18 protein-coding genes, 1 pseudogene and 1 riboswitch are annotated in these 18,350 nt (G+C 46.5%); of the genes and pseudogenes, 6 read left to right on the top strand and 13 right to left on the bottom strand.

All coding sequences use genetic code 11. The features are described 5' to 3' along the window. Window positions 1-71: 71 nt before the first annotated feature. Both NSQ26_RS00695 and NSQ26_RS00690 read right to left on the bottom strand, forming a co-directional pair. Window positions 72-622: pseudogene (locus tag NSQ26_RS00695) on the bottom strand (GNAT family N-acetyltransferase). Between the two features lie 569 nt (window positions 623-1,191). Beyond that, window positions 1,192-2,082 carry a LysR family transcriptional regulator gene (locus tag NSQ26_RS00690; RefSeq protein WP_499718793.1) on the bottom strand — a complete coding sequence of 297 codons (891 nt, stop codon included), beginning with the start codon at window positions 2,080-2,082 and terminating at the stop codon, window positions 1,192-1,194. A 117-nt stretch (window positions 2,083-2,199) separates the two neighbouring features. Between NSQ26_RS00690 and hpaI the strand changes: the two genes are divergently transcribed. From hpaI to NSQ26_RS00660, 6 genes are read left to right on the top strand one after another with little or no spacing between them, the layout of a single operon-like run. Next, entirely contained in the window at window positions 2,200-3,123 is a 924-nt protein-coding gene (gene hpaI / locus NSQ26_RS00685) for a 2,4-dihydroxyhept-2-ene-1,7-dioic acid aldolase (protein ID WP_499718792.1), read from the top strand. An 18-nt stretch (window positions 3,124-3,141) separates the two neighbouring features. Then, window positions 3,142-4,659 (top strand): 5-carboxymethyl-2-hydroxymuconate semialdehyde dehydrogenase, encoded by a 1,518-nt coding sequence (gene hpaE / locus NSQ26_RS00680; RefSeq protein ID WP_499718791.1) that lies wholly within the window; start codon window positions 3,142-3,144, stop codon window positions 4,657-4,659. A gap of 11 nt (window positions 4,660-4,670) precedes the next feature. Further along, entirely contained in the window at window positions 4,671-6,149 is a 1,479-nt protein-coding gene (gene hpaB / locus NSQ26_RS00675; RefSeq protein ID WP_499718790.1) for a 4-hydroxyphenylacetate 3-monooxygenase, oxygenase component, read from the top strand. Further along, window positions 6,149-7,132: a 3,4-dihydroxyphenylacetate 2,3-dioxygenase gene (hpaD, locus tag NSQ26_RS00670; RefSeq protein ID WP_090775371.1), complete on the top strand. Its 984-nt coding sequence runs from the start codon at window positions 6,149-6,151 to the stop codon at window positions 7,130-7,132. Before hpaB ends, hpaD begins: the two co-directional genes overlap by 1 nt. Before the next feature lie 36 nt (window positions 7,133-7,168). Then, window positions 7,169-8,617 (top strand): aldehyde dehydrogenase family protein, encoded by a 1,449-nt coding sequence (locus NSQ26_RS00665; RefSeq protein WP_499718789.1) that lies wholly within the window; start codon window positions 7,169-7,171, stop codon window positions 8,615-8,617. 15 nt (window positions 8,618-8,632) lie between these two features. Continuing rightward, window positions 8,633-9,088: a flavin reductase family protein gene (locus NSQ26_RS00660; RefSeq protein WP_499718788.1), complete on the top strand. Its 456-nt coding sequence runs from the start codon at window positions 8,633-8,635 to the stop codon at window positions 9,086-9,088. Window positions 9,089-9,157: 69 nt separating this feature from the next. On the opposite strand, the gene NSQ26_RS00655 is transcribed toward NSQ26_RS00660, so the two are convergent. The 11 genes from NSQ26_RS00655 to NSQ26_RS00605 all read right to left on the bottom strand — a co-directional run bounded on the left by NSQ26_RS00655 (window position 9,158) and on the right by NSQ26_RS00605 (window position 18,340). Then, window positions 9,158-9,742, bottom strand: coding sequence for a MepB family protein (locus NSQ26_RS00655; RefSeq protein ID WP_499718787.1), 585 nt, complete (start codon window positions 9,740-9,742; stop codon window positions 9,158-9,160). A gap of 12 nt (window positions 9,743-9,754) precedes the next feature. Beyond that, window positions 9,755-10,147, bottom strand: a complete 393-nt coding sequence (locus tag NSQ26_RS00650) for a 5-carboxymethyl-2-hydroxymuconate Delta-isomerase (protein WP_499718786.1) — start codon at window positions 10,145-10,147, stop codon at window positions 9,755-9,757. A 12-nt stretch (window positions 10,148-10,159) separates the two neighbouring features. Beyond that, window positions 10,160-10,921 (bottom strand): fumarylacetoacetate hydrolase family protein, encoded by a 762-nt coding sequence (locus NSQ26_RS00645; protein ID WP_499718785.1) that lies wholly within the window; start codon window positions 10,919-10,921, stop codon window positions 10,160-10,162. After that, window positions 10,921-11,646 carry a fumarylacetoacetate hydrolase family protein gene (locus NSQ26_RS00640; RefSeq protein ID WP_499718784.1) on the bottom strand — a complete coding sequence of 242 codons (726 nt, stop codon included), beginning with the start codon at window positions 11,644-11,646 and terminating at the stop codon, window positions 10,921-10,923. The genes NSQ26_RS00645 and NSQ26_RS00640 overlap by 1 nt, the downstream gene beginning before the upstream one ends. A 117-nt stretch (window positions 11,647-11,763) precedes the next feature. Further along, window positions 11,764-12,582: a MetQ/NlpA family ABC transporter substrate-binding protein gene (locus NSQ26_RS00635; RefSeq protein ID WP_499718783.1), complete on the bottom strand. Its 819-nt coding sequence runs from the start codon at window positions 12,580-12,582 to the stop codon at window positions 11,764-11,766. 12 nt (window positions 12,583-12,594) lie between these two features. After that, a complete protein-coding gene (locus tag NSQ26_RS00630) occupies window positions 12,595-13,251 on the bottom strand; it encodes a methionine ABC transporter permease (RefSeq protein WP_499718782.1) in 657 nt (218 codons plus the stop codon). Beyond that, window positions 13,244-14,269, bottom strand: a complete 1,026-nt coding sequence (locus NSQ26_RS00625) for a methionine ABC transporter ATP-binding protein (RefSeq protein ID WP_499718781.1) — start codon at window positions 14,267-14,269, stop codon at window positions 13,244-13,246. Before NSQ26_RS00625 ends, NSQ26_RS00630 begins: the two co-directional genes overlap by 8 nt. A gap of 65 nt (window positions 14,270-14,334) precedes the next feature. Then, window positions 14,335-14,442, bottom strand: a riboswitch (SAM riboswitch). 82 nt (window positions 14,443-14,524) lie between these two features. Beyond that, entirely contained in the window at window positions 14,525-14,914 is a 390-nt protein-coding gene (gcvH, locus tag NSQ26_RS00620; RefSeq protein ID WP_090775172.1) for a glycine cleavage system protein GcvH, read from the bottom strand. 115 nt (window positions 14,915-15,029) lie between these two features. Further along, complete coding sequence (locus tag NSQ26_RS00615) at window positions 15,030-15,398, bottom strand: arsenate reductase family protein (RefSeq protein ID WP_499718780.1); 369 nt, start codon at window positions 15,396-15,398, stop codon at window positions 15,030-15,032. Window positions 15,399-15,422: 24 nt separating this feature from the next. Further along, complete coding sequence (locus tag NSQ26_RS00610) at window positions 15,423-16,382, bottom strand: alpha/beta hydrolase (protein WP_499718779.1); 960 nt, start codon at window positions 16,380-16,382, stop codon at window positions 15,423-15,425. A 173-nt stretch (window positions 16,383-16,555) separates the two neighbouring features. After that, on the bottom strand, window positions 16,556-18,340 hold the full coding sequence (locus tag NSQ26_RS00605; RefSeq protein WP_499718778.1) for an acyl-CoA dehydrogenase FadE: 1,785 nt from the start codon (window positions 18,338-18,340) through the stop codon (window positions 16,556-16,558). Window positions 18,341-18,350 lie beyond the last annotated feature (10 nt).

The following is an 18,350-nucleotide window of genomic DNA, read 5'->3' as shown; positions in this document are numbered from 1 at the left end:
ATGCAGCGGACACAAAAAATGCTCCCGATAACGAGGCACACACATACTTGTCTCATCGCTGCTCACTCTCTTTACCCGTTGTCATGCCACCTCCCCATCATGACGGTATGATAATATTTACCATCAGACAAGCGCTTGTCGTTTTTTAATACGCCTTCTATCTCGAATCCTAATTGTTTGTCAACTGAATCGCGCGATCGTTTGTTTCTAAAACATTGAGTGCCATCTTTTTAATATGGTTCTGATCTGCCCACGCGATTGATTGTTTCAATAAGTTTTTCCCAATCCCATACCCCCAAAAATCTTTTAAGACACATACACCAAACGTTACTTTATGAGCGAGTCTCGTTAAATCATTTCCTTCACATCTTGAAAAGCCAACAATTCTCTCATCTACGACTGCTACTAAAAATAAATGGCAGTTGTGGTCACGATCCGTTTGAATGATTTGTGCAAATGCTTGTTCATCTAGCACGCCTTCTCCCGGCGCTCGGTCTAACATTTCTGTCTCACTATCAATTTGTACTCTTAATACCGACAATGCTTGTGCATCCTCTCTCCTTGCACACCTCACCGTATAAGATACCTCCCGTACCGCAAACTGCTGTTCATTAATAACCATTTTTTCGCCTCTCTTTCCTAAGTAGCTCCTTGACGAGCCTCACTCACCGCATGTATACTATAGTTACACAATGCATATCATAACAAAGACCATGGGTGCATAGACACACCCACGGTCAAAGAGTAGGCAGCCGCTTTAAAAGTGGTCGCCCTGCAAGCGGATTCGCTAACCCACCGGCTTGAGCGGTCAACTCTGAGGTGGGTTAGTCGTTTTTCATAAACAACTTGATCGCTTCCAAAATGAAGTACGCTACTTTGAGACAAGGCTCAAGCCACGCTTTGACTTTTTGGAGCATCGGCAACACCTCCCCCGCAGGGAGATATTGACCACCTTGGAGTTCCTTTTCCGAGCTACTGCGCTACTGTCTCTATCATACTTAAGTGCTTCACGTTTCGTCAAATAATTTGATTACTTTTTTAACAAATAGTTACCTTCACAAACCATCATTCTCCTTTCTCCCATTTTGCTTCACCAATAATAGGTGCCCTTCTTCTATTAAAATTCCTGCCACGCGCACATGAAATGTATACGCTTCACTCATCATACTCACCTCACCTTGTTTCATCTCATCATACCGAAACATCCTCTCCAAATCTAGCAATCAACCTTCGCGCTTGCTTCGATAAATACCACCCTGATAGCCAAATAATGGCTGCTTTTGCCTCTAATGTCGTATCTACCAACGAAAATACCTCTACCCCTGGCGGACGAAACGTTTCCAAGGTTGACTTAGGCACAATCGTTGCGCCAACGCCGTTTGCAACAAGCGCCAACAACAAAGTGACATCAGGACACTCACACACAACATTTGGCTCAAACTGATGCGCCCGACACGCGTCTAGGACCATTTCATATTGGCCCGTTCCATGCACCCGGTGTAACAGTAACAACGGTACCTCCCGTAAGTCTGCCATAGACAAGCTATTACCTGACTGCGGTAGCCTCCATCCTGCCGGAAACACCACGACAAAAGGCTCGTCCGGTAAACGAATATGTGCAAATTCGGACAGTGGCAGCGGTAAACGCACAAGGCCAAGCTCAACAGTACGATTTTTGACGAGTTCACTAATACGATACGAGTCACCATCATGCAAAGAGAAGCGGACATTCGGATACTGCGTGCGAAACTGTTGCATTTGTGCTGGCAAGTAAGCAAAGCATGATTTCACCGTACCAATCGCTAGCGTTCCACTTAACCCTTCGCCGCGATCTCGCACTTCCATCCGAATCTCTTCCATCTCCTGTAACAACCGTTCTGCCTTCGTAAAGAGCACTTCCCCTGCTTGCGTCAATGTCATCGTCCGCCGATGCCGCTCAAATAACGTCACCCCAAGCTCTTGTTCTAGTAACTTTAATTGTTGACTAAGCGGCGGCTGCGCCATATGCAGTTTTTTCGCTGCTTTTGTCACTTGCCCCTCACAAGCAATCGTATAAAAATATTTTAGTTGTTTCATATCCATCTAACTCACCACCCACTATATCTTTTTCGTATCGTTTATATATTAAATCAATATTTATCATATAGCGTAACACATGGTACGTTTAAGAGACAATATATTTAAAAAGGAGTGTACACAATGGATTATACTGCAGCAGCAAAACAACTACGCGGGTCGATCGCCCCAGTCGTCACCCCATTCACAGACAATTACAGCATTGATTTCGACGCCATGACTTCCCTCATCAACTGGCACATCGACCAAGGTAGCCACGGCATTTCTGTTACTGGGACGACAGGCGAACCGAGCTCACTGACGTACGAAGAGCGCACCCGCGTGATGGCGCATGCCGCAAAAACGGTCGCCGGACGGGTTCCATTTGTCCCTGGCACCGGGTCTGTCAATCATGAAGAAACTTTGAATCTCACGAAAATGGCGCAAGAAATAGGTGCCGATGCCACAATGGTCATCGTTCCTTACTATAATAAACCATCACAACACGCGCTCTACAATCATTTTAAAGCAGTTGCCGCGAGTGTGGACATTCCAATCATCATTTACAACATTCCCGGTCGAACGGCCGTCAACCTTCATGTCGATACACTCGCCCGCTTAAATGAAGATTGTCCCAATATTATCGGTGTCAAAGAGTCGAACAAAGACTTTGAGCACATCAACCGCGTGTTACTAAAATGTGGCCCGGAGTTCAACCTTTATTCGGGCATCGAACTGCTCTGTTACCCAATGCTTGCGATTGGTGGCGCCGGTCACATTAGTGCGACTGCCAATGTGATGCCGGAAAAAGTCGCGGAACTATACGATGCGTGGATGGCAGGCGATACCGACCGAGCCCGTTCGCTCCATTATGAATTGATGCCTCTAAATGATGTGTTGTTTCAAGATACGAACCCAGCACCACTGAAAGCTGCACTCGGAATGATGGGCAAAATCGCACCCGTGCTCCGTCCCCCGATGGCACTACCTACAACAGCCCTACAAAAAGACATCGCGAATGTCTTAAAAAATTATACAACGATTGAGAACGAGACGATTTCTTCATAACGCCAGGAGGGGATGAACATGACAAACGCGCATGCGCAGACAAACACATCGCTCACACATCACAGCAAAGTCACCGATATTAAACTTTACATTAATGGGCAGTTCGTTGATGCCGCAACGAAAGACACGTTTGCCAATATCAATCCGTTTACGGAGAAAACAATCAACCACGTCGCATCAGGTGACGCTCCTGACATTGATGCCGCGGTGACCGCTGCCAAAACTGCTTTTCACGGCGAATGGGGTCGGTTAAAACTGACCGAGCGACTCGCCTATGTACACAACATTGCCGATCTGATCGATGAACATATTGAGGAGATTGCGCCGCTTGAGTCGCTTGATACCGGGTTACCGCTCGCACAAACGAAAAAAATGGTCGCCCGTGCCGCGCAAAATTTCCGTTTCTACGCAGAGATGGTCGCGACACGCCTGACAGGGGATGCATATCCTGTCGACGACCAATTTTTAAACTACACGATGTACAAACCAGTCGGCGTTGCTGGGCTTATCACCCCATGGAACGCGCCCTTTATGTTAGAAACATGGAAGATCGCTCCGGCACTCGCGACAGGCAATACCGTCGTGTTAAAACCAGCCGAGTGGTCGCCACTGACAGCGAACAAGCTCGCAGAAATCATTCATCAAGCAAACTTACCAAAAGGCGTCTTTAACGTGGTGCACGGTTATGGCGAAACAGCCGGCGCTGCCCTTGTCGCCCATCCAGATGCCCCGCTCATCTCTTTCACCGGAGAAACGACGACCGGCAGTGAAATTATGAAAAACGGGGCCCCGGCATTGAAACGGTTCTCGATGGAACTGGGCGGGAAATCGCCGTTCATCGTGTTTGCTGATGCCGACCTCAACCGGGCGCTCGATGCTTGTACGTGGGGCATCTTTTCCTTTAATGGTGAACGCTGCACCGCCAATTCACGACTCTTTTTACACGACAGTATTTACGATACCTTCGTTGCCCAATTGAAGGAACGCGTACAAAACATCCGCGTTGGTGATCCACTTGACCCACAAACAGAAGTCGGCCCGCTCATCCACCGCGAACATTTTGAAAATGTCACCCGCTACCTTGACATTGCCAAAGAAGAAGGAGCTGGAGTCGTGAGCGGTACACTGCCACAAGTGGAAAATGGTCACTTTGTTGCACCGACATTATTGCTTAACGCCCACGGTGACATGCGTATCGCAAAAGAAGAAATTTTCGGTCCGGTAATGACTGTTTTCCGCTTCTCTACTGAAGAGGAAGTAATTGAAATGGCCAATGACACGCGCTACGGTCTCGCCGGTTACGTTTGGACGCAAGACGTGAAACGGGCGCACCGCGTCGCGCATGCAGTCGATGCCGGCATGTTGTGGGTCAACGCCCAAAATGTCCGCGATTTACGCATTCCGTTTGGTGGTGCGAAACAAAGCGGCATCGGACGTGAAGGTGGGCATTACGCGTTTGAATTTTATACCGAAGTGAAAGCGATCCACGTTGCACTAACCGATCACCCCATTCCAGCATTCGGGAAAAAACGATAGGAGGAACGAGCATGGGCGCAAAAACAGGCCAACAATACATCGACCGTTTAAAAACAGCGAAAAACCATGTGTATGTACACGGAGAAAAAGTGAACGACGTCACGTGCCATCCAAATTTTAAAAATGTCGTCCGCTCGATGGCCCATTTATATGACTTACAACACGAACAAGCAGAAACGATGCTGTACACTTCGCCGACATCCGGTGATCCGGTCGGCATGACATTTTTACAACCGACTTCGATTGATGATTTAATCAAACGGCGGACGGCGATTCAGGCGTGGGCGAAAACATCAGGCGGTATGCTCGGCCGTTCGCCTGACTATTTAAATGCTGAAGTGATGGCGATGGGCACAAACAACGCCTTATTTGCTGAAGCAGACCCGATGTTTGCCGAAAATACGAAGCGTTACTATGAGTTTGCCCGGGAAAATGACATTAGCTTGACGCATACACTCATTCATCCGCAAGTAAATCGAGCGAAAGCACAGCACGAACAAAAAGACGCCAACGTCGCCCTCCATCTCGTCAAAAAAACGACGGACGGCATCATAGTTGATGGCATTCGCCTTCTCGCCACCCAAGGCGGGATTACAGACGAAATTCTCGTCTTCCCGTCTACCGTGAAAAAAGCGGGCGAATTAGACGATCCGTACTCGCTTGCATTTGCGATTCCAAACAATACACCGGGGTTAAAATTTTTAAGTCGTGAATCATTTGACCCCGATAAAAGTACATGGGACTATCCACTCTCTTCCCGGTTTGAAGAAGGCGATGCGATCGTTTCATTTGAAAACGTTTTCGTACCATGGGAGCGTGTCTTTGTTTGTGGTCATTCTAGCATTTGTAACCGCACATTCCGTGAAACAAATGCGGTCGTTCATATGTCACATCAAGTCGTCGCCAAAAACATTGTCAAAACGGAATTTGTCCTCGGCACGGCGTTGTCGATCATGGACGCGATTGGCATTGATGGATTCCAACACGTACAAGATAAAGGTACTGAAATGATGCTTGTGCTTGAAGCGATGAAATCTCACTTATATCGCGCCGAGCACAATGCCAAAAGAGATGCTTCTGGCACGATGACACCAGACTTCGAAGCACTGAACGCTGCGCGCAATTGGTACCCGCGCGTCTACCCGCGTCTCACGGAAATCATTCGCATTCTTGGTGCTTCCGGCTTGATGGGCATCCCGACTGAAGCAGATTTCTCACATGAAGAAATTGGTCCATTGCTTGAGCGTGGCTTACAAGGCAAGCATGTGACCGGCTCTGAACGGGTGCAATTATTCCGGCTCGCTTGGGATTTAACGATGAGCGCTTTCGGTAGCCGTCAAGCCCACTACGAATACTATTTCTTCGGTGATCCGATCCGTATGGGCATGGCTTACTTTGATACTTTCGAAAAAGCCCCGTACAAACAGTACGTTCAAGATTTCTTAAAGGGACGGGAAGCAACGACGCCTACAGGAGGGGACGCGCGATGATTGATTTAGGGATTATTCGCGCCGGGCGCGCTGTCTTGCACGTGACAGACTTAGATGCGTCACGCAAATTTTACGTCGATGGACTTGGGTTTATCGAAACCGAATCAGATGAAACGCATTTATATTTACGCGGCTTGGAAGAACATAACCATCATTCGTTGTTGCTAAAAAAAGCCGCCAAGCCAAGTGTGGAAGTAATGAGTTATAAAGTCCGCCATCCTGATGATTTAGAAAAACTTGCGGCGACCTTTTCTGAACAAGGATATGAGACAACATGGTGCGAACGCGGCAGTCAACACGCCATCGGACGTACGTTACGCGTGCAAGACTTATCCGGGCTGCCGCTTGAATTTTACGCCGAAATGACTGTCGTCGAGCGCATGTTACAGCGCTATGATCTATACAAAGGCGCCCGAATCCAGCGCATTGACCATTTCAACTGCATGGTGCAAAATGTAGAGGCAGCGTACCATTTTTACATGAAGACGTTAGGGTTTGCTTGCTCAGAATACACCGCAACGGACGAAGAGGCAATTTGGGCTGCGTGGCTCCACCAAAAGCCGAGTGTACACGATGTCGCATTTATGAACGGGGTCGGGCCACGCTTACACCACGTTGGTTTTTGGCTCAGCGACCAGCTTAGTTTAATCCATGCCTGTGACGTGCTTGCCTCGATTGGTTATGCAAAAACAATCGAACGCGGGCCCGGAAGACACGGGCTATCCAATGCCTTCTTCCTTTATTTACGTGATCCTGATGGCCATCGCATCGAGCTTTACAACGGTGATTATTTAACAAGCGATCCCGATTTTAAGCCGATTCGTTGGGACTTAGACGACCCACGCCGAGCCACATTTTGGGGACATGCCGCGCCAGACAGCTGGTTTGACGAAGCTTCACCCGTCCAACACGTGGTGACGAAACAAGTCGTCGCTACAGCTGAACCGATTTTAAAGAAGCAAAAACCAACGTTCATGTTGTGATGAGACGCATTTTTTACAATTGGGAGGGTCATGACGATGAACATCCAGCAATACATTGACACGACGCTTCAACCATATATATTAAAAGATTGGGGCGAACAGCGCGATACAAGTGTGCTCACCGCCCCTTACGACGGGCGCACACTCGCGCACATTCCGCGCATGTCGAAAGCAGACGTCGATCAGGCGATTACAGCTGCGGCACAGGCAAAAGAGGCGATGGCCGCTCTTCCTGCCCATCAGCGCGGTGACATATTAGACCGGCTCGTCTCCTTGCTTGAGCAAAAACAAGACATCGCCGCGGCACTGATTTGTGCTGAAACCGCCAAACCAATCCGCACCGCAAAAGAAGAAGTGGCGCGCACGATCCAAACATACCGATTCGCTGCCCATGCTGCGTATAACCAGCGCGGAGAGACGTTGCCAATGGACGCAGCCCCTAATGGGGTTGGACGGATTGGCTTGACGATGCGCGAGCCGCTCGGCATCATTGGTGCGATTACACCGTTTAATTTCCCACTCAATCTTGTCGCGCATAAGATCGGGCCAGCGATTGCTTCTGGAAATACCGTCATTTTAAAACCAGCTTCACAGACACCGTTGTCGGCCTATTTTTTAGGACAATTACTCACGGAAGCAGGACTACCAGCCGGTGCTTTTCATATCGTCACTGGTAGCGGAAAAACCATCGGCGATGCGCTTGTCACAGACGACCGCGTCCAAATGATTACCTTCACTGGCAGTTCCGAAGTCGGAAAAGAAATTCGCGCCAAAGCAGGCTTGAAAAAAGTGACGCTTGAACTCGGCTCCAATTCCGCCCTCATTGTTGACAAGCAAATCGACCCGCACGCGATTGCAAAACGCTGTGCGATTGGTGCCTTTACTTTTCAAGGACAAGTATGTATTTCATTGCAACGCATTTATGTCCACGAAGACCTTTATGATGAATTTGTTGCTGCTTTTATTAACGCCAGCAAATCCCTTGTGACAGGCGACCCGACGCATGACGAGACGGATATATCGGCACTCATTTCAGAAAACGATGCCGCGCGTGTCCACACATGGATCAACGACGCGCTTGAAGCAGGCGCAACACTTGGGTGTGGTGGGCATCGCGATGGTGCGATCATCGAGCCAACTGTTTTGCTCCATGTTCCAAAAGAAACACGTATCTCTTGCGATGAAGTTTTCGGCCCTGTCGTGCTCATTAATCGCATTGCGTCTCTAGAAGAAGGGATCACTCACGTCAATGATTCACGTTACGGCCTGCAAGCCGGGATTTACACGAATGATATCCATCGCGCTTTAAACGCTGCCAAGAAACTACACGTAGGCGGCGTCATGATCAATGACATTCCCACTTACCGTGTTGATCATATGCCTTACGGGGGCGTCAAAGAAAGTGGTACCGGACGCGAAGGGATTACGTACGCAATCGAAGAAATGACAGAACTGAAACTCGTTGTCTTTAACCAACTGAAATGAGAGGGGGCTATTCCCATGGATGAACAACGTTTCCGCACGGCGATGAGCCGCTTTCCAACCGGTGTGACCGTCATTACGACAAACATTGATGGCGTCACGCACGGAATGACCGCAAATGCTTTTATGAGCGTATCGCTAAACCCAATGCTCATTGCCGTATCCGTGGCCAATAAAGCGGCGATGCACGCGTATTTAGCACAGTCTGGGCGCTTTGCCGTGAACTTATTAACGAAACAACAAGCGGATATATCGACCCATTTTGCCGGTGGACCACAAATAGAGAACATCTCCTTTGAAACGTTTGACCAGCTCCCTATTTTGCGGGATGCGCTTGCTTACATCACTTGTGACGTGCACAACGCCCACCAAGAAGGCGATCACACCATTTACATTGGTGCCGTTCGAGACTTAGTCGTCAATGATGAGCAGCCGCTTGCCTATTTTTCTGGGAAGTATTGTGGGGTGGTGTAAACAATCCTACATTTCTTCCCAAAAAAAGATATGCAAAAAGCCGAGTTGTGCTCGGCTTTTTTTGTCATTTTACTTGGGGATAACGCCAACCCCACTCCTATCCCTTACCCGCGAGTTAATCTGATAAATTGTTTCTTCCATTTTACCCTCTACAAACTCATAAAAGTAATCATTTTGCCATTTCTTCGTTTTCTGTGCTTGATTTGCTGTCGGTGTTGTCCATGGGCCATAAACACGAAAAGCCCGTTTACCCCCAATATGTTGCCGAGAAAATATGCCCTTTTTTATAAGCACTGCTTTTGGAAAAAGAAACACCCCACATCTCGCACCTTCATCACTTGCAATGATCACCCACTCGATGTCATCAGACGCATCGAGTGGCGCAATTTCAGATGCAGGTGTCTCCCTTTTCCACAAGGTGACAAACTGGCCAACTTTTTTGGGTGTGCGTTTTGCCTGACGAAAAACCGCACGCTGTCCATTCAAATGAAATTGAGCAGCGCCGTATTCATCGCTTTCATATTCCCTACAAGCTTCACTAACTTGAATCCCGGCTGGAGTGAATATTTCATTACAAATAAATTTAAATGAACATGGTAAATTCCCTGCGCTGGCGTCAGCATACCATTTTGAACCCGTATTTATCATTGCCATCCGTCCAATCTCCTAACTTCTGCTCTTATACCGCTCATGAATATTATTTTTCTTATACGTCCCGTTCGCCGCAAACTCTACCAACTCCAATGAAAGCGCGAGATAACGTCGTTCAAACACATCCGCAAATGTGTCACACACAACCGCAAACACCGCCTCGCACACTTCTGTTTTCACTTCTTCCGTGCGCCCGGCTCCAATTTTCATCATGACATGTACAAATGCGTCATCTTCTGCGCCATCGGCAACGACATAATCGCACAACTGAATCGCGCGCGAACGGATCCCTCCAACCGGAAAAAGAGGCGCACGGTCAATCAATATTTGATTGATCTTTGCTAGTAGTGCGCGTATATCCACTTCGCCTTGCAAATTATCGGTATATTCCACTGTAATATGTGGCATCTTCCTCCTCCTTTACGGTCGTCCCACAACTTGTTTCTCCCTTACAATCGTATTCGCAAGCTTCCCTAACCCTTCGATTTCTGTGATCACCTCATCACCGGCTTCCACATTCACTGTCCCTTTCGGCGTCCCGGTTAAAATGACATCTCCTTTAGACAACGTCATAAACGAGCTGATGTAAGCAATTAACTGCGGGATCGTAAACACCATGTCGCGTGTCGATCCTTCTTGCGTTAATACGCCATTCACATACGTACGTAACATCAAATTCATTGGATCAGGCACTTCATCAGCGGTCACGAGCCACGGACCAAGTGGTGTACTATGGTCACGATTCTTCACCCTTAAATTAGGACGGTAATAGTTTTCCAAGTAATCACGAAATGCATAGTCATTGGCAATCGTATACCCTAACACATACCGGTACGCCTCATTTTCAGCAACATCGCGGGCTGTTTCACCAATCACAACAGCGAGTTCGCATTCATAGTGCATAAACGTAACATCTTCTGGTCGGACCGTCTTATTGCGATGACCCACAAATGTATTTGGACCTTTTAAAAACAGTAACGGCTCTTCTGGCGCTTGAAAAGCAAGCTCGCTCGCATGATCGGCATAATTGAGCCCGAGCGCAAATGTCGTTCTAGGCTCGATGGGCGGTAACCACTCGACATCCATTTCCGTCAACATGCGCCCATCTTGTAACATTACTTGTCCATTCGCCTCTGTTGCTTCATGGCAATCACCTTCGTAACGTACTCGTGCTGTTTTCACTAGAGACGCCCCCTGTCTACGATTATTGCTTGTTCACGCACAACGTTTGTTTCTAATACGCCAATCGGATCAATCTCAATCCGGATACGATCGGCCTCGCGCACAATCGGCGCATCTTGACGCACACCAACGTGCAGGACATCACCTCGTGATAGTGTCATAAAAGCTGTCACGTCCTCAAGCAATTGTGCAACTGAACGGTATAAGTTTGACGTTGGCCATGAACATACAATCTGATCATTGACATACGTCTTCACCTCTACGTCATTAATGTCATCTATCAAAGCGCTGCCTATCACTTGCGGGCCTAAAAAACAAAAACCATCCCGCGCGCGATGTTTCACTGCCGGACGGAAAAAACTTTTGTGCGGCACAGTCACGTCACCAATAATTGTAAAACCAGAAACAACGTCAAGCGCAGATATTTTTTTCACTGCCGTTGCAGTCTGTCCAATGACAATGCCTAGCGTTGCCCCCATTTGTACTTCCGCCACATCCTTCGGTAATAATAACGGTTGGCCATGTTCGTTATACGTATTACGTGGTTTCATATAAAGTACAGGTGCTTCGGGTGGTTGCTTATAAGGAGACTTGAGAAAATCGTCTTTCATTGTTTCTAGCTCAACAAGATCATTTAACAACGTCCCGTATACACGTCCTTTAAGCACAACCTCTTGTAAGGATACATCTCTGTCAGATACGTTCTCTTCTCTTAATAGTTCCATCACAATCACACTCCGTCTTGAACAAAATTTGCGCATATACTATCTCTTTCGCGATCGCCCTCCTTTTTCCCTTCAAAAAAAACAAGACCCCTCACTTGAGAGATCTTGCTCCGCTACTTAATCGACTGCGATCACGGCACCGGCATACTTTTCATCAATAAACGCTTTGATTTCATCAGAGCCGAGCACCGAAATCAGCGCTTTGACGGCCTCATCATCAGCGCTATCTTTGCGTGTCACGACAATATTGGCGTATGGATTGCTTTCATCGCCCGCTTCTAAATAAATTGCTTCTTCCACTGGAGAAATGCCGGCGCCCATCGCGAAATTGGAATTAATTGCAACGACGTCTGCCTCATTTGATTGATACGCTTGTGGCAACATTTCTGGATTCGGACCAGCATCAATGCGAATATTTTTCGGATTCTCTACAATATCTGCTTCCGTCGCTTCCACAGCAGAAACACCGTCTTTTAATGTAATGAGCCCCGCTTCTTGTAATAACGAAAGAATTCGCCCGTAATCGGAAACAGAATTGCTCATTAGCACCGTTGCCCCGTCAGGAAGCTCATCCAACTTGTCATAGTCTTGTGAGTAAAGACCGATTGGCTCCAAGTGCACTGCGCCTACTTCCACAAAGTCATAGCCGTGGTCAGCAATTTGCTGGTCTAAATATGGACGGTGTTGGAAAAAGTTTGCGTCAATTTCCTCGTCCTGAAGGGCCCGGTTCGGTAAAATGTAATCATCAAACACTTTAATTTCTAAATCAAAACCTTTTTCTTTTAGAAGTGGCTTTGCTTCTTCCAAAATTTCTGCATGGGGCACATTTGATGCACCGACTGTTACTTTTGATCCGTCTTTTTCTCCGCTATTCCCACAAGCCACAAGTCCCGCACTCGCTGCGAATACACCTAATCCTAACAACCATTTTTTCATTTTACATGCCCCCTATCGTTTATCTATCTTTCTTGTGAGTGAATCTCCGAGCCATTGAAACAAAAATACAATTAATAAAATCACAACTGTCGCCACAAGCATTACTTCTGTATTTGTGCGTTGAAATCCTTGCTGAAATGCCAGTGTCCCAAGTCCGCCGGCACCGATTGTCCCAGCCATTGCCGTGTAACCGACAAGCGCGACCGTCGTCACTGTGATCCCTGAAATTAATGCTGGCAGTGCTTCAGGAATGAGCACCTTCCACACAATATGTGCATGTGATGCCCCCATTGACTGAGCGGCTTCAACGACACCGCGATCGACTTCGCGCAAAGCGAGCTCAACCATTCGTGCATAAAATGGCGCTGCACCAATAATTAAAGCCGGAAGTGCTGCAGAAGCGCCAAACATCGACCCCACAATCATGCGCGTGAAAGGAATTAATAAAATAATTAAAATGATAAACGGGATCGAGCGAAATACATTGACAACTGTTGCGATAACGACATAGGTCAAACGGCTCTCCCAAGCGCCCCCTTTTGCCGTTAAATAAAGCACGAGCCCAAGCGCCAACCCTAACACAAATGTTGCCACACTAGAAGCGATGGTCATATAAACCGTCTCCCACGTTGCCACCCAAACATCTTCCCAAACGACGTTGCTAAGCATGGTTGATCACCTCTACTTCTACCCCACGTTCACGTATATATGCAAGCGTCGCCTCAATCTCCACTTCTTCGCCTGAGAAACGAACAAACAACTTACCGACTGACCCTTGTTGTAACTTGGAAATGTTCCCATGTAAAATCGAAATCTCAATTGGAAAGCGGCGAATCACATCAGTGACGAGTGTTTCTTCTAATGGATTTGCACTAAATGTCAACGACGCAATCACCCCATCGCCTTTTTCAGCCAGTCGTTCCCAGAGCGACTCCTCTTCTTCATCCGTCTTCGCAAGCTCTTTTACAAATAACTTTGTCATCTGCGCTTGGGGACGGCGAAACACATCCATGACAGGACCTTTCTCAACAACCTCTCCTTGATCCATCACCGCAACATGGTCACAAATCTTTTGAATGACATGCATCTCGTGCGTAATAAGCACGATGGTTACCTTCAGTTTCTTATTAATTGCTAGTAATAAGTCTAAAATCGCATCGGTTGTCCTCGGGTCAAGGGCAGATGTCGCCTCATCGCAAAGCAATACGCTCGGTTCATTCGCGAGTGCACGCGCAATGCCGACACGTTGCTTTTGACCACCACTCAACTCTGATGGGTAATGATCCTCGCGACCATCCAAACCGACAAGCCGCAAAAGTTCCTTTACCCTTTCTTGACGTTGTTCCCGCGGTACTCCTGCGACCTCTAATGGTAATGAGATATTTTCCCATACCGTTCGCGACCATAACAAATTAAAATGTTGAAACACCATGCCGATTTTTTGGCGCGCATGACGCAATTGTTTTGCTGATAGTTTCGATAAGACATGACCATCAACCGCTATCTCTCCAGCAGTGGGACGTTCTAACAGGTTCAGCAAGCGGATCAATGTACTCTTGCCAGCCCCACTGTAACCAATAATCCCATATATTTGTCCTTCTTCAATCGTTAAATTCAGGTTACGTACTGCCTCAATCGCTCCCGACTTTGTCTGAAACGTTTTACTCACACCTGTTAGTGAGATCATCCTCATTCCTCCCAACAAAAAAATCTTTCTGCAGCATGAGCAGAAAGATTTTATCTATCACTTTCATCTCATCTCTCAGAGTTCTACACTCTGCAGGATTTAGCACCTGCAAACATGACGTTTGTGGTTGCCGGGTTTCGTCGGGCCAGTCCCTCCACCGCTCTTGATAAGAATATTCACTTGTTTTCATCACGTAGCCGTATCATAGCATGATTTAGTTGCACCGTCAATCATCATTTTTAGAACATGTCAGATTTATTCTGCTTCGCTAATCATTTCCTGATACTCACCAGCAGACATCAGATTTTCCACATCACTCATATTGCTTGGTTCAACGACAATCATCCATGCTTTCCCATATGGTGATTCATTTACAAATTCTGGTGAGTCTTCGAGCTCTTCATTCACTGCAACGACTTTTCCACTCACTGGTGCATATAACTCAGAAACCGTTTTGACAGATTCAACACTACCAAATGGCTCATCCGCTTCGATCTCATCACCGACTTCTGGCAACTCTACAAATACAATGTCGCCAAGCTCAGACTGGGCAAAATATGTAATCCCAATGCGGACGTTGTCACCTTCTACTTTCACCCATTCATGTTCCTCTGAATACTTTAGTTCTTCAGGTAAGTTACTCATCCTCATCGCCTCCATCATCATTTCCTTATTAGGGTTGACACTTTTTCCAAAAAACATCACAACACATTCAAGCTCATTTTACCATAATTAAAAATGATCCCCAAATGAGATGCACTTATTTTTCTTTCGCTAACCAAGTGTTTTCATAAACATCTTCTTTGAAACCAAGCGTAACTTGGCTGCCATCTGTCACAAGTGGACGTTTTAATAGCATACCATCAGAAGCAAGCAACGCATACTGTTCTTGTTCAGACATATCGGCAAGTTTATTTTTTAAATCAAGGGCGCGGTATTTCTGTCCACTCGTATTAAAAAAGCGTTTTAGCGCTTCCCCACTATCTTTATGCCATTGTTCAATTTGCGCTGCTGTCGGTGGGGCATTCACGACATCAATGGCTTCATATGCAATACCATGATCATTGAGCCACTTTTGCGCCTTCCGACATGTGCTACATTTTGGGTAGTGGTACATTTTTAGCGTCATCATTTTCTCTCCTTCTAAAGCTGACTAAAAGTTTTCCTGTAAGAAGCGGACAACTTTGTCGGCATATTCATCAGCTAGTTCATTCACTGTCTCTACATGTCCGTCATTCTCCGCAATCCATAATTCATTTCCCGCGCCCATAGAAGCATGAATTGCTTCACTATCTGTATACGGAATGGCGTCATCATTTTTGCCATGGATGAAATAGACGACTTTATTTTCTGCTTGCGTGATCGCATCAATTGGACTTACTTCATCAATGTTAGCACCAATGAGCCTTGGAATTACTTGCATCGTCACAGGCGTGAATGGGATATCTGGCAGATCACTCCAATGCGACAAATTAGATGATAGATACTGGCGTAAATTCGCAAATGGACTGTCGGCGATCACAACATCAACTGTATCTGACTGCGCAACTGCTAGTAAAGCCGAAGCAGCGCCCATTGACCAACCAATCACAGCGACATCGTCCATTCCTTTTTCCTCTTGTGCAAACGAAAAGGCGGACAACAAATCTTGCGACTCATACTGCCCAAGTGTGACCGCATCTCCTTCAGATTCCCCAGAAGCACGGTAATCAAATAACAACAAATGATAGCCTTCTTCTGCTAACCTTTTTGCGAGAGGAAGGATTTGATTCCCTGCTTGCAAACGAGATTGTCCGTAACCGTGTGAAAACACAACTGCTTTGGTCGATTGTATCTCTTCCCCTTCTCGCTGCGCCGGGATCCACCAGCCCTTCAAGGAAATATCATCTGCTTTGCTTTTAAAGCCAATTTCTTCAAACTTGAGTCCATGGTCAGCTGGTGTCTCATCAATCTCTACTCGTTCTGGGTGTGATAAGTTCCAACCAACATATGTTGCAACGCCAACCACTGCTAAGATCGCGAGTACAATAAAAATAACTAACCCTATGATCACTTTCTTCATCCGTCCTATTTTTGGTTTCTTTGATAAAGGTGTTTCTGTTGTTGCTGGCATCAAAATCACCCCTTGGCTTTATTTTATGACGGTCACGACGAAAATTCAATCTTTATGTGAAAAGAAGAAGTCTGCATGCAGACTTCTTCTTGACTGAGGAGAATACTCCTTGCGAGAGGAGTATTTTTATTTATTTTTGCGGCTCTATTTAGAGCCCCAAAATTGTCACCTAATTAAACAACATATTTCTTCGCTGCAATGACACCTTTTGCAATTTCACGCTTTTTCTCAACGACATTGATTGGTTGATGGCGCGTAAGCTTACGCAACATCGACATCATCGTACGGAGCGTGTCACCTTCTTGCATGTGAATTAACGCTTTCTTCGCGCTTGCTTCAATGCGGTTCACTGCTTCTTGAACGAATACTTCTGTCATGAGAAGCTTTTGTGCTTCTTTTTCAAACGACGTTTTGTTTGCTGCTTTTTCTGTACGTAAAACGACAGACTCCATCGAGTAAATATCGCTCACGATATCAGCGACAATTGCAAGAATCTCTTGCTCTTTCTCAAGCGCTGGACCGTATTTCTGCGCACCAAGACCGGCGACCATTAAGAACACTTTTTTCATCGTCGATACTAAATACTTTTCTTGCGCAAGCGGCTCGTCGCCAGTTTCTTCTGGCATAAACATCATGAGCTCTTCTTGCAAGCTTTGTGCTTGTTCAAGGAACGCAAGCTCACCTTTCATCGCTTTACGCATTAACGTACCTGGTACGAGCAAACGATTGATTTCGTTTGTTCCTTCGAAAATCCGGTTAATACGAGAGTCGCGGTAAATACGCTCTACTTCGTACTCAGCCATGAAGCCGTATCCGCCGTGGATTTGTACCGCTTCATCAGACACGTAGTCAAGCATTTCTGAACCAGCGAACTTGTTTAGTGAACACTCAATCGCATATTCTGCAATCGACTTCGCGACTTCACGACCGTCTTTTTGTTGTTCTTCACTTAAGCTGCCAAGACGATCTTCGAACAAACCACCTGTACGGTAGATGGAGCTCTCTGATGCGTAAATTTCAGTGGCCATGGAAGCAAGTTTCTCTTGAATTAAACGGAACTCAGAGATTGGCGTTTTGAACTGCTTACGCTCAACAGAATAGGTTGCTGCAAGCTCAAGCGCACGCTTCGCGCCACCGACACAGCCAATTCCAAGCTTGTAACGACCAACGTTTAAAATGTTAAACGCAATAACGTGACCTTTGCCAATTTCACCTAGTACATTTTCTTTCGGCACAAGTGCATCTTCTAAAATCAATGTACGTGTCGATGAGCCTTTAATACCCATTTTCTTTTCTTCTGGGCCCGTGCTCACACCCGGATAGTCTTTCTCTACGATGAAGGCCGTGAACTTCTCGCCATCCACTTTTGCATACACAACAAACACTTCTGCAAAAGCAGAGTTTGTGATCCATTGCTTTTCACCATTTAATACGTAGTGCGTGCCTTCTTCGTTTAACACGGCTGTTGCTTTGGCACCAAGCGCATCAGAACCTGAACTTGGCTCTGTTAAGGCGTAGGCAGCGATTGTCGTACCATTTGCTAAACCAGGTAAATACTTTTTCTTTTGCTCGTGTGTACCGAAGAACACAATTGGTAAAGAACCGATGCCAACGTGGGCACCATGGCTTAAGCCAAACGCACCGGCACGGTTAAAGTTTTCAGAGATGAGTGATGAACTAATCTTATCAAGGCCTACACCGCCGTACTCTTCTGGTACATCGGCACCAAGCAAGCCAAGCTCACCTGCTGATTTCAATAAACGAACCGTATGATCAAAGTGATGATTTTCAATTTCTTCTAGTACAGGGACCACTTCGTTTACCGCAAACTCTTCTGTTGTCCGGGCGATCATTAAGTGCTCTTCTGTGTAATCTTCCGGTGTAAAGACACGCTCTGCGTCAATGTCTTCTAGCAAAAAGTTACCGCCTTTAATCAAGTCTTTTGTTGTTTCACTCATGACAAAACCT

Source organism: Bacillus sp. FSL W7-1360, assembly GCF_038592975.1.
GTDB lineage: Bacteria > Bacillota > Bacilli > Bacillales > Bacillaceae_D > Shouchella > Shouchella lonarensis.
The sequence above is the reverse complement of the archived record's forward strand: the minus strand, read 5'-3'. Positions and strand labels throughout refer to the sequence as shown.

Bases quoted from the DNA above. Each gene is read 5' to 3' on its own strand.
- NSQ26_RS00690 (WP_499718793.1), bottom strand. From the start codon at position 2,082: ATGGATATGAAACAACTAAAATATTTTTATACGATTGCTTGTGAGGGG.
- hpaI (WP_499718792.1), top strand. From the start codon at position 2,200: ATGGATTATACTGCAGCAGCAAAACAACTACGCGGGTCGATCGCCCCA.
- hpaE (WP_499718791.1), top strand. From the start codon at position 3,142: ATGACAAACGCGCATGCGCAGACAAACACATCGCTCACACATCACAGC.
- hpaB (WP_499718790.1), top strand. From the start codon at position 4,671: ATGGGCGCAAAAACAGGCCAACAATACATCGACCGTTTAAAAACAGCG.
- NSQ26_RS00665 (WP_499718789.1), top strand. From the start codon at position 7,169: ATGAACATCCAGCAATACATTGACACGACGCTTCAACCATATATATTA.
- NSQ26_RS00660 (WP_499718788.1), top strand. From the start codon at position 8,633: ATGGATGAACAACGTTTCCGCACGGCGATGAGCCGCTTTCCAACCGGT.
- NSQ26_RS00655 (WP_499718787.1), bottom strand. From the start codon at position 9,742: ATGGCAATGATAAATACGGGTTCAAAATGGTATGCTGACGCCAGCGCA.
- NSQ26_RS00650 (WP_499718786.1), bottom strand. From the start codon at position 10,147: ATGCCACATATTACAGTGGAATATACCGATAATTTGCAAGGCGAAGTG.
- NSQ26_RS00640 (WP_499718784.1), bottom strand. From the start codon at position 11,646: ATGGAACTATTAAGAGAAGAGAACGTATCTGACAGAGATGTATCCTTA.
- NSQ26_RS00635 (WP_499718783.1), bottom strand. From the start codon at position 12,582: ATGAAAAAATGGTTGTTAGGATTAGGTGTATTCGCAGCGAGTGCGGGA.
- NSQ26_RS00630 (WP_499718782.1), bottom strand. From the start codon at position 13,251: ATGCTTAGCAACGTCGTTTGGGAAGATGTTTGGGTGGCAACGTGGGAG.
- NSQ26_RS00625 (WP_499718781.1), bottom strand. From the start codon at position 14,269: ATGATCTCACTAACAGGTGTGAGTAAAACGTTTCAGACAAAGTCGGGA.
- gcvH (WP_090775172.1), bottom strand. From the start codon at position 14,914: ATGAGTAACTTACCTGAAGAACTAAAGTATTCAGAGGAACATGAATGG.
- NSQ26_RS00615 (WP_499718780.1), bottom strand. From the start codon at position 15,398: ATGACGCTAAAAATGTACCACTACCCAAAATGTAGCACATGTCGGAAG.
- NSQ26_RS00610 (WP_499718779.1), bottom strand. From the start codon at position 16,382: ATGCCAGCAACAACAGAAACACCTTTATCAAAGAAACCAAAAATAGGA.
- NSQ26_RS00605 (WP_499718778.1), bottom strand. From the start codon at position 18,340: ATGAGTGAAACAACAAAAGACTTGATTAAAGGCGGTAACTTTTTGCTA.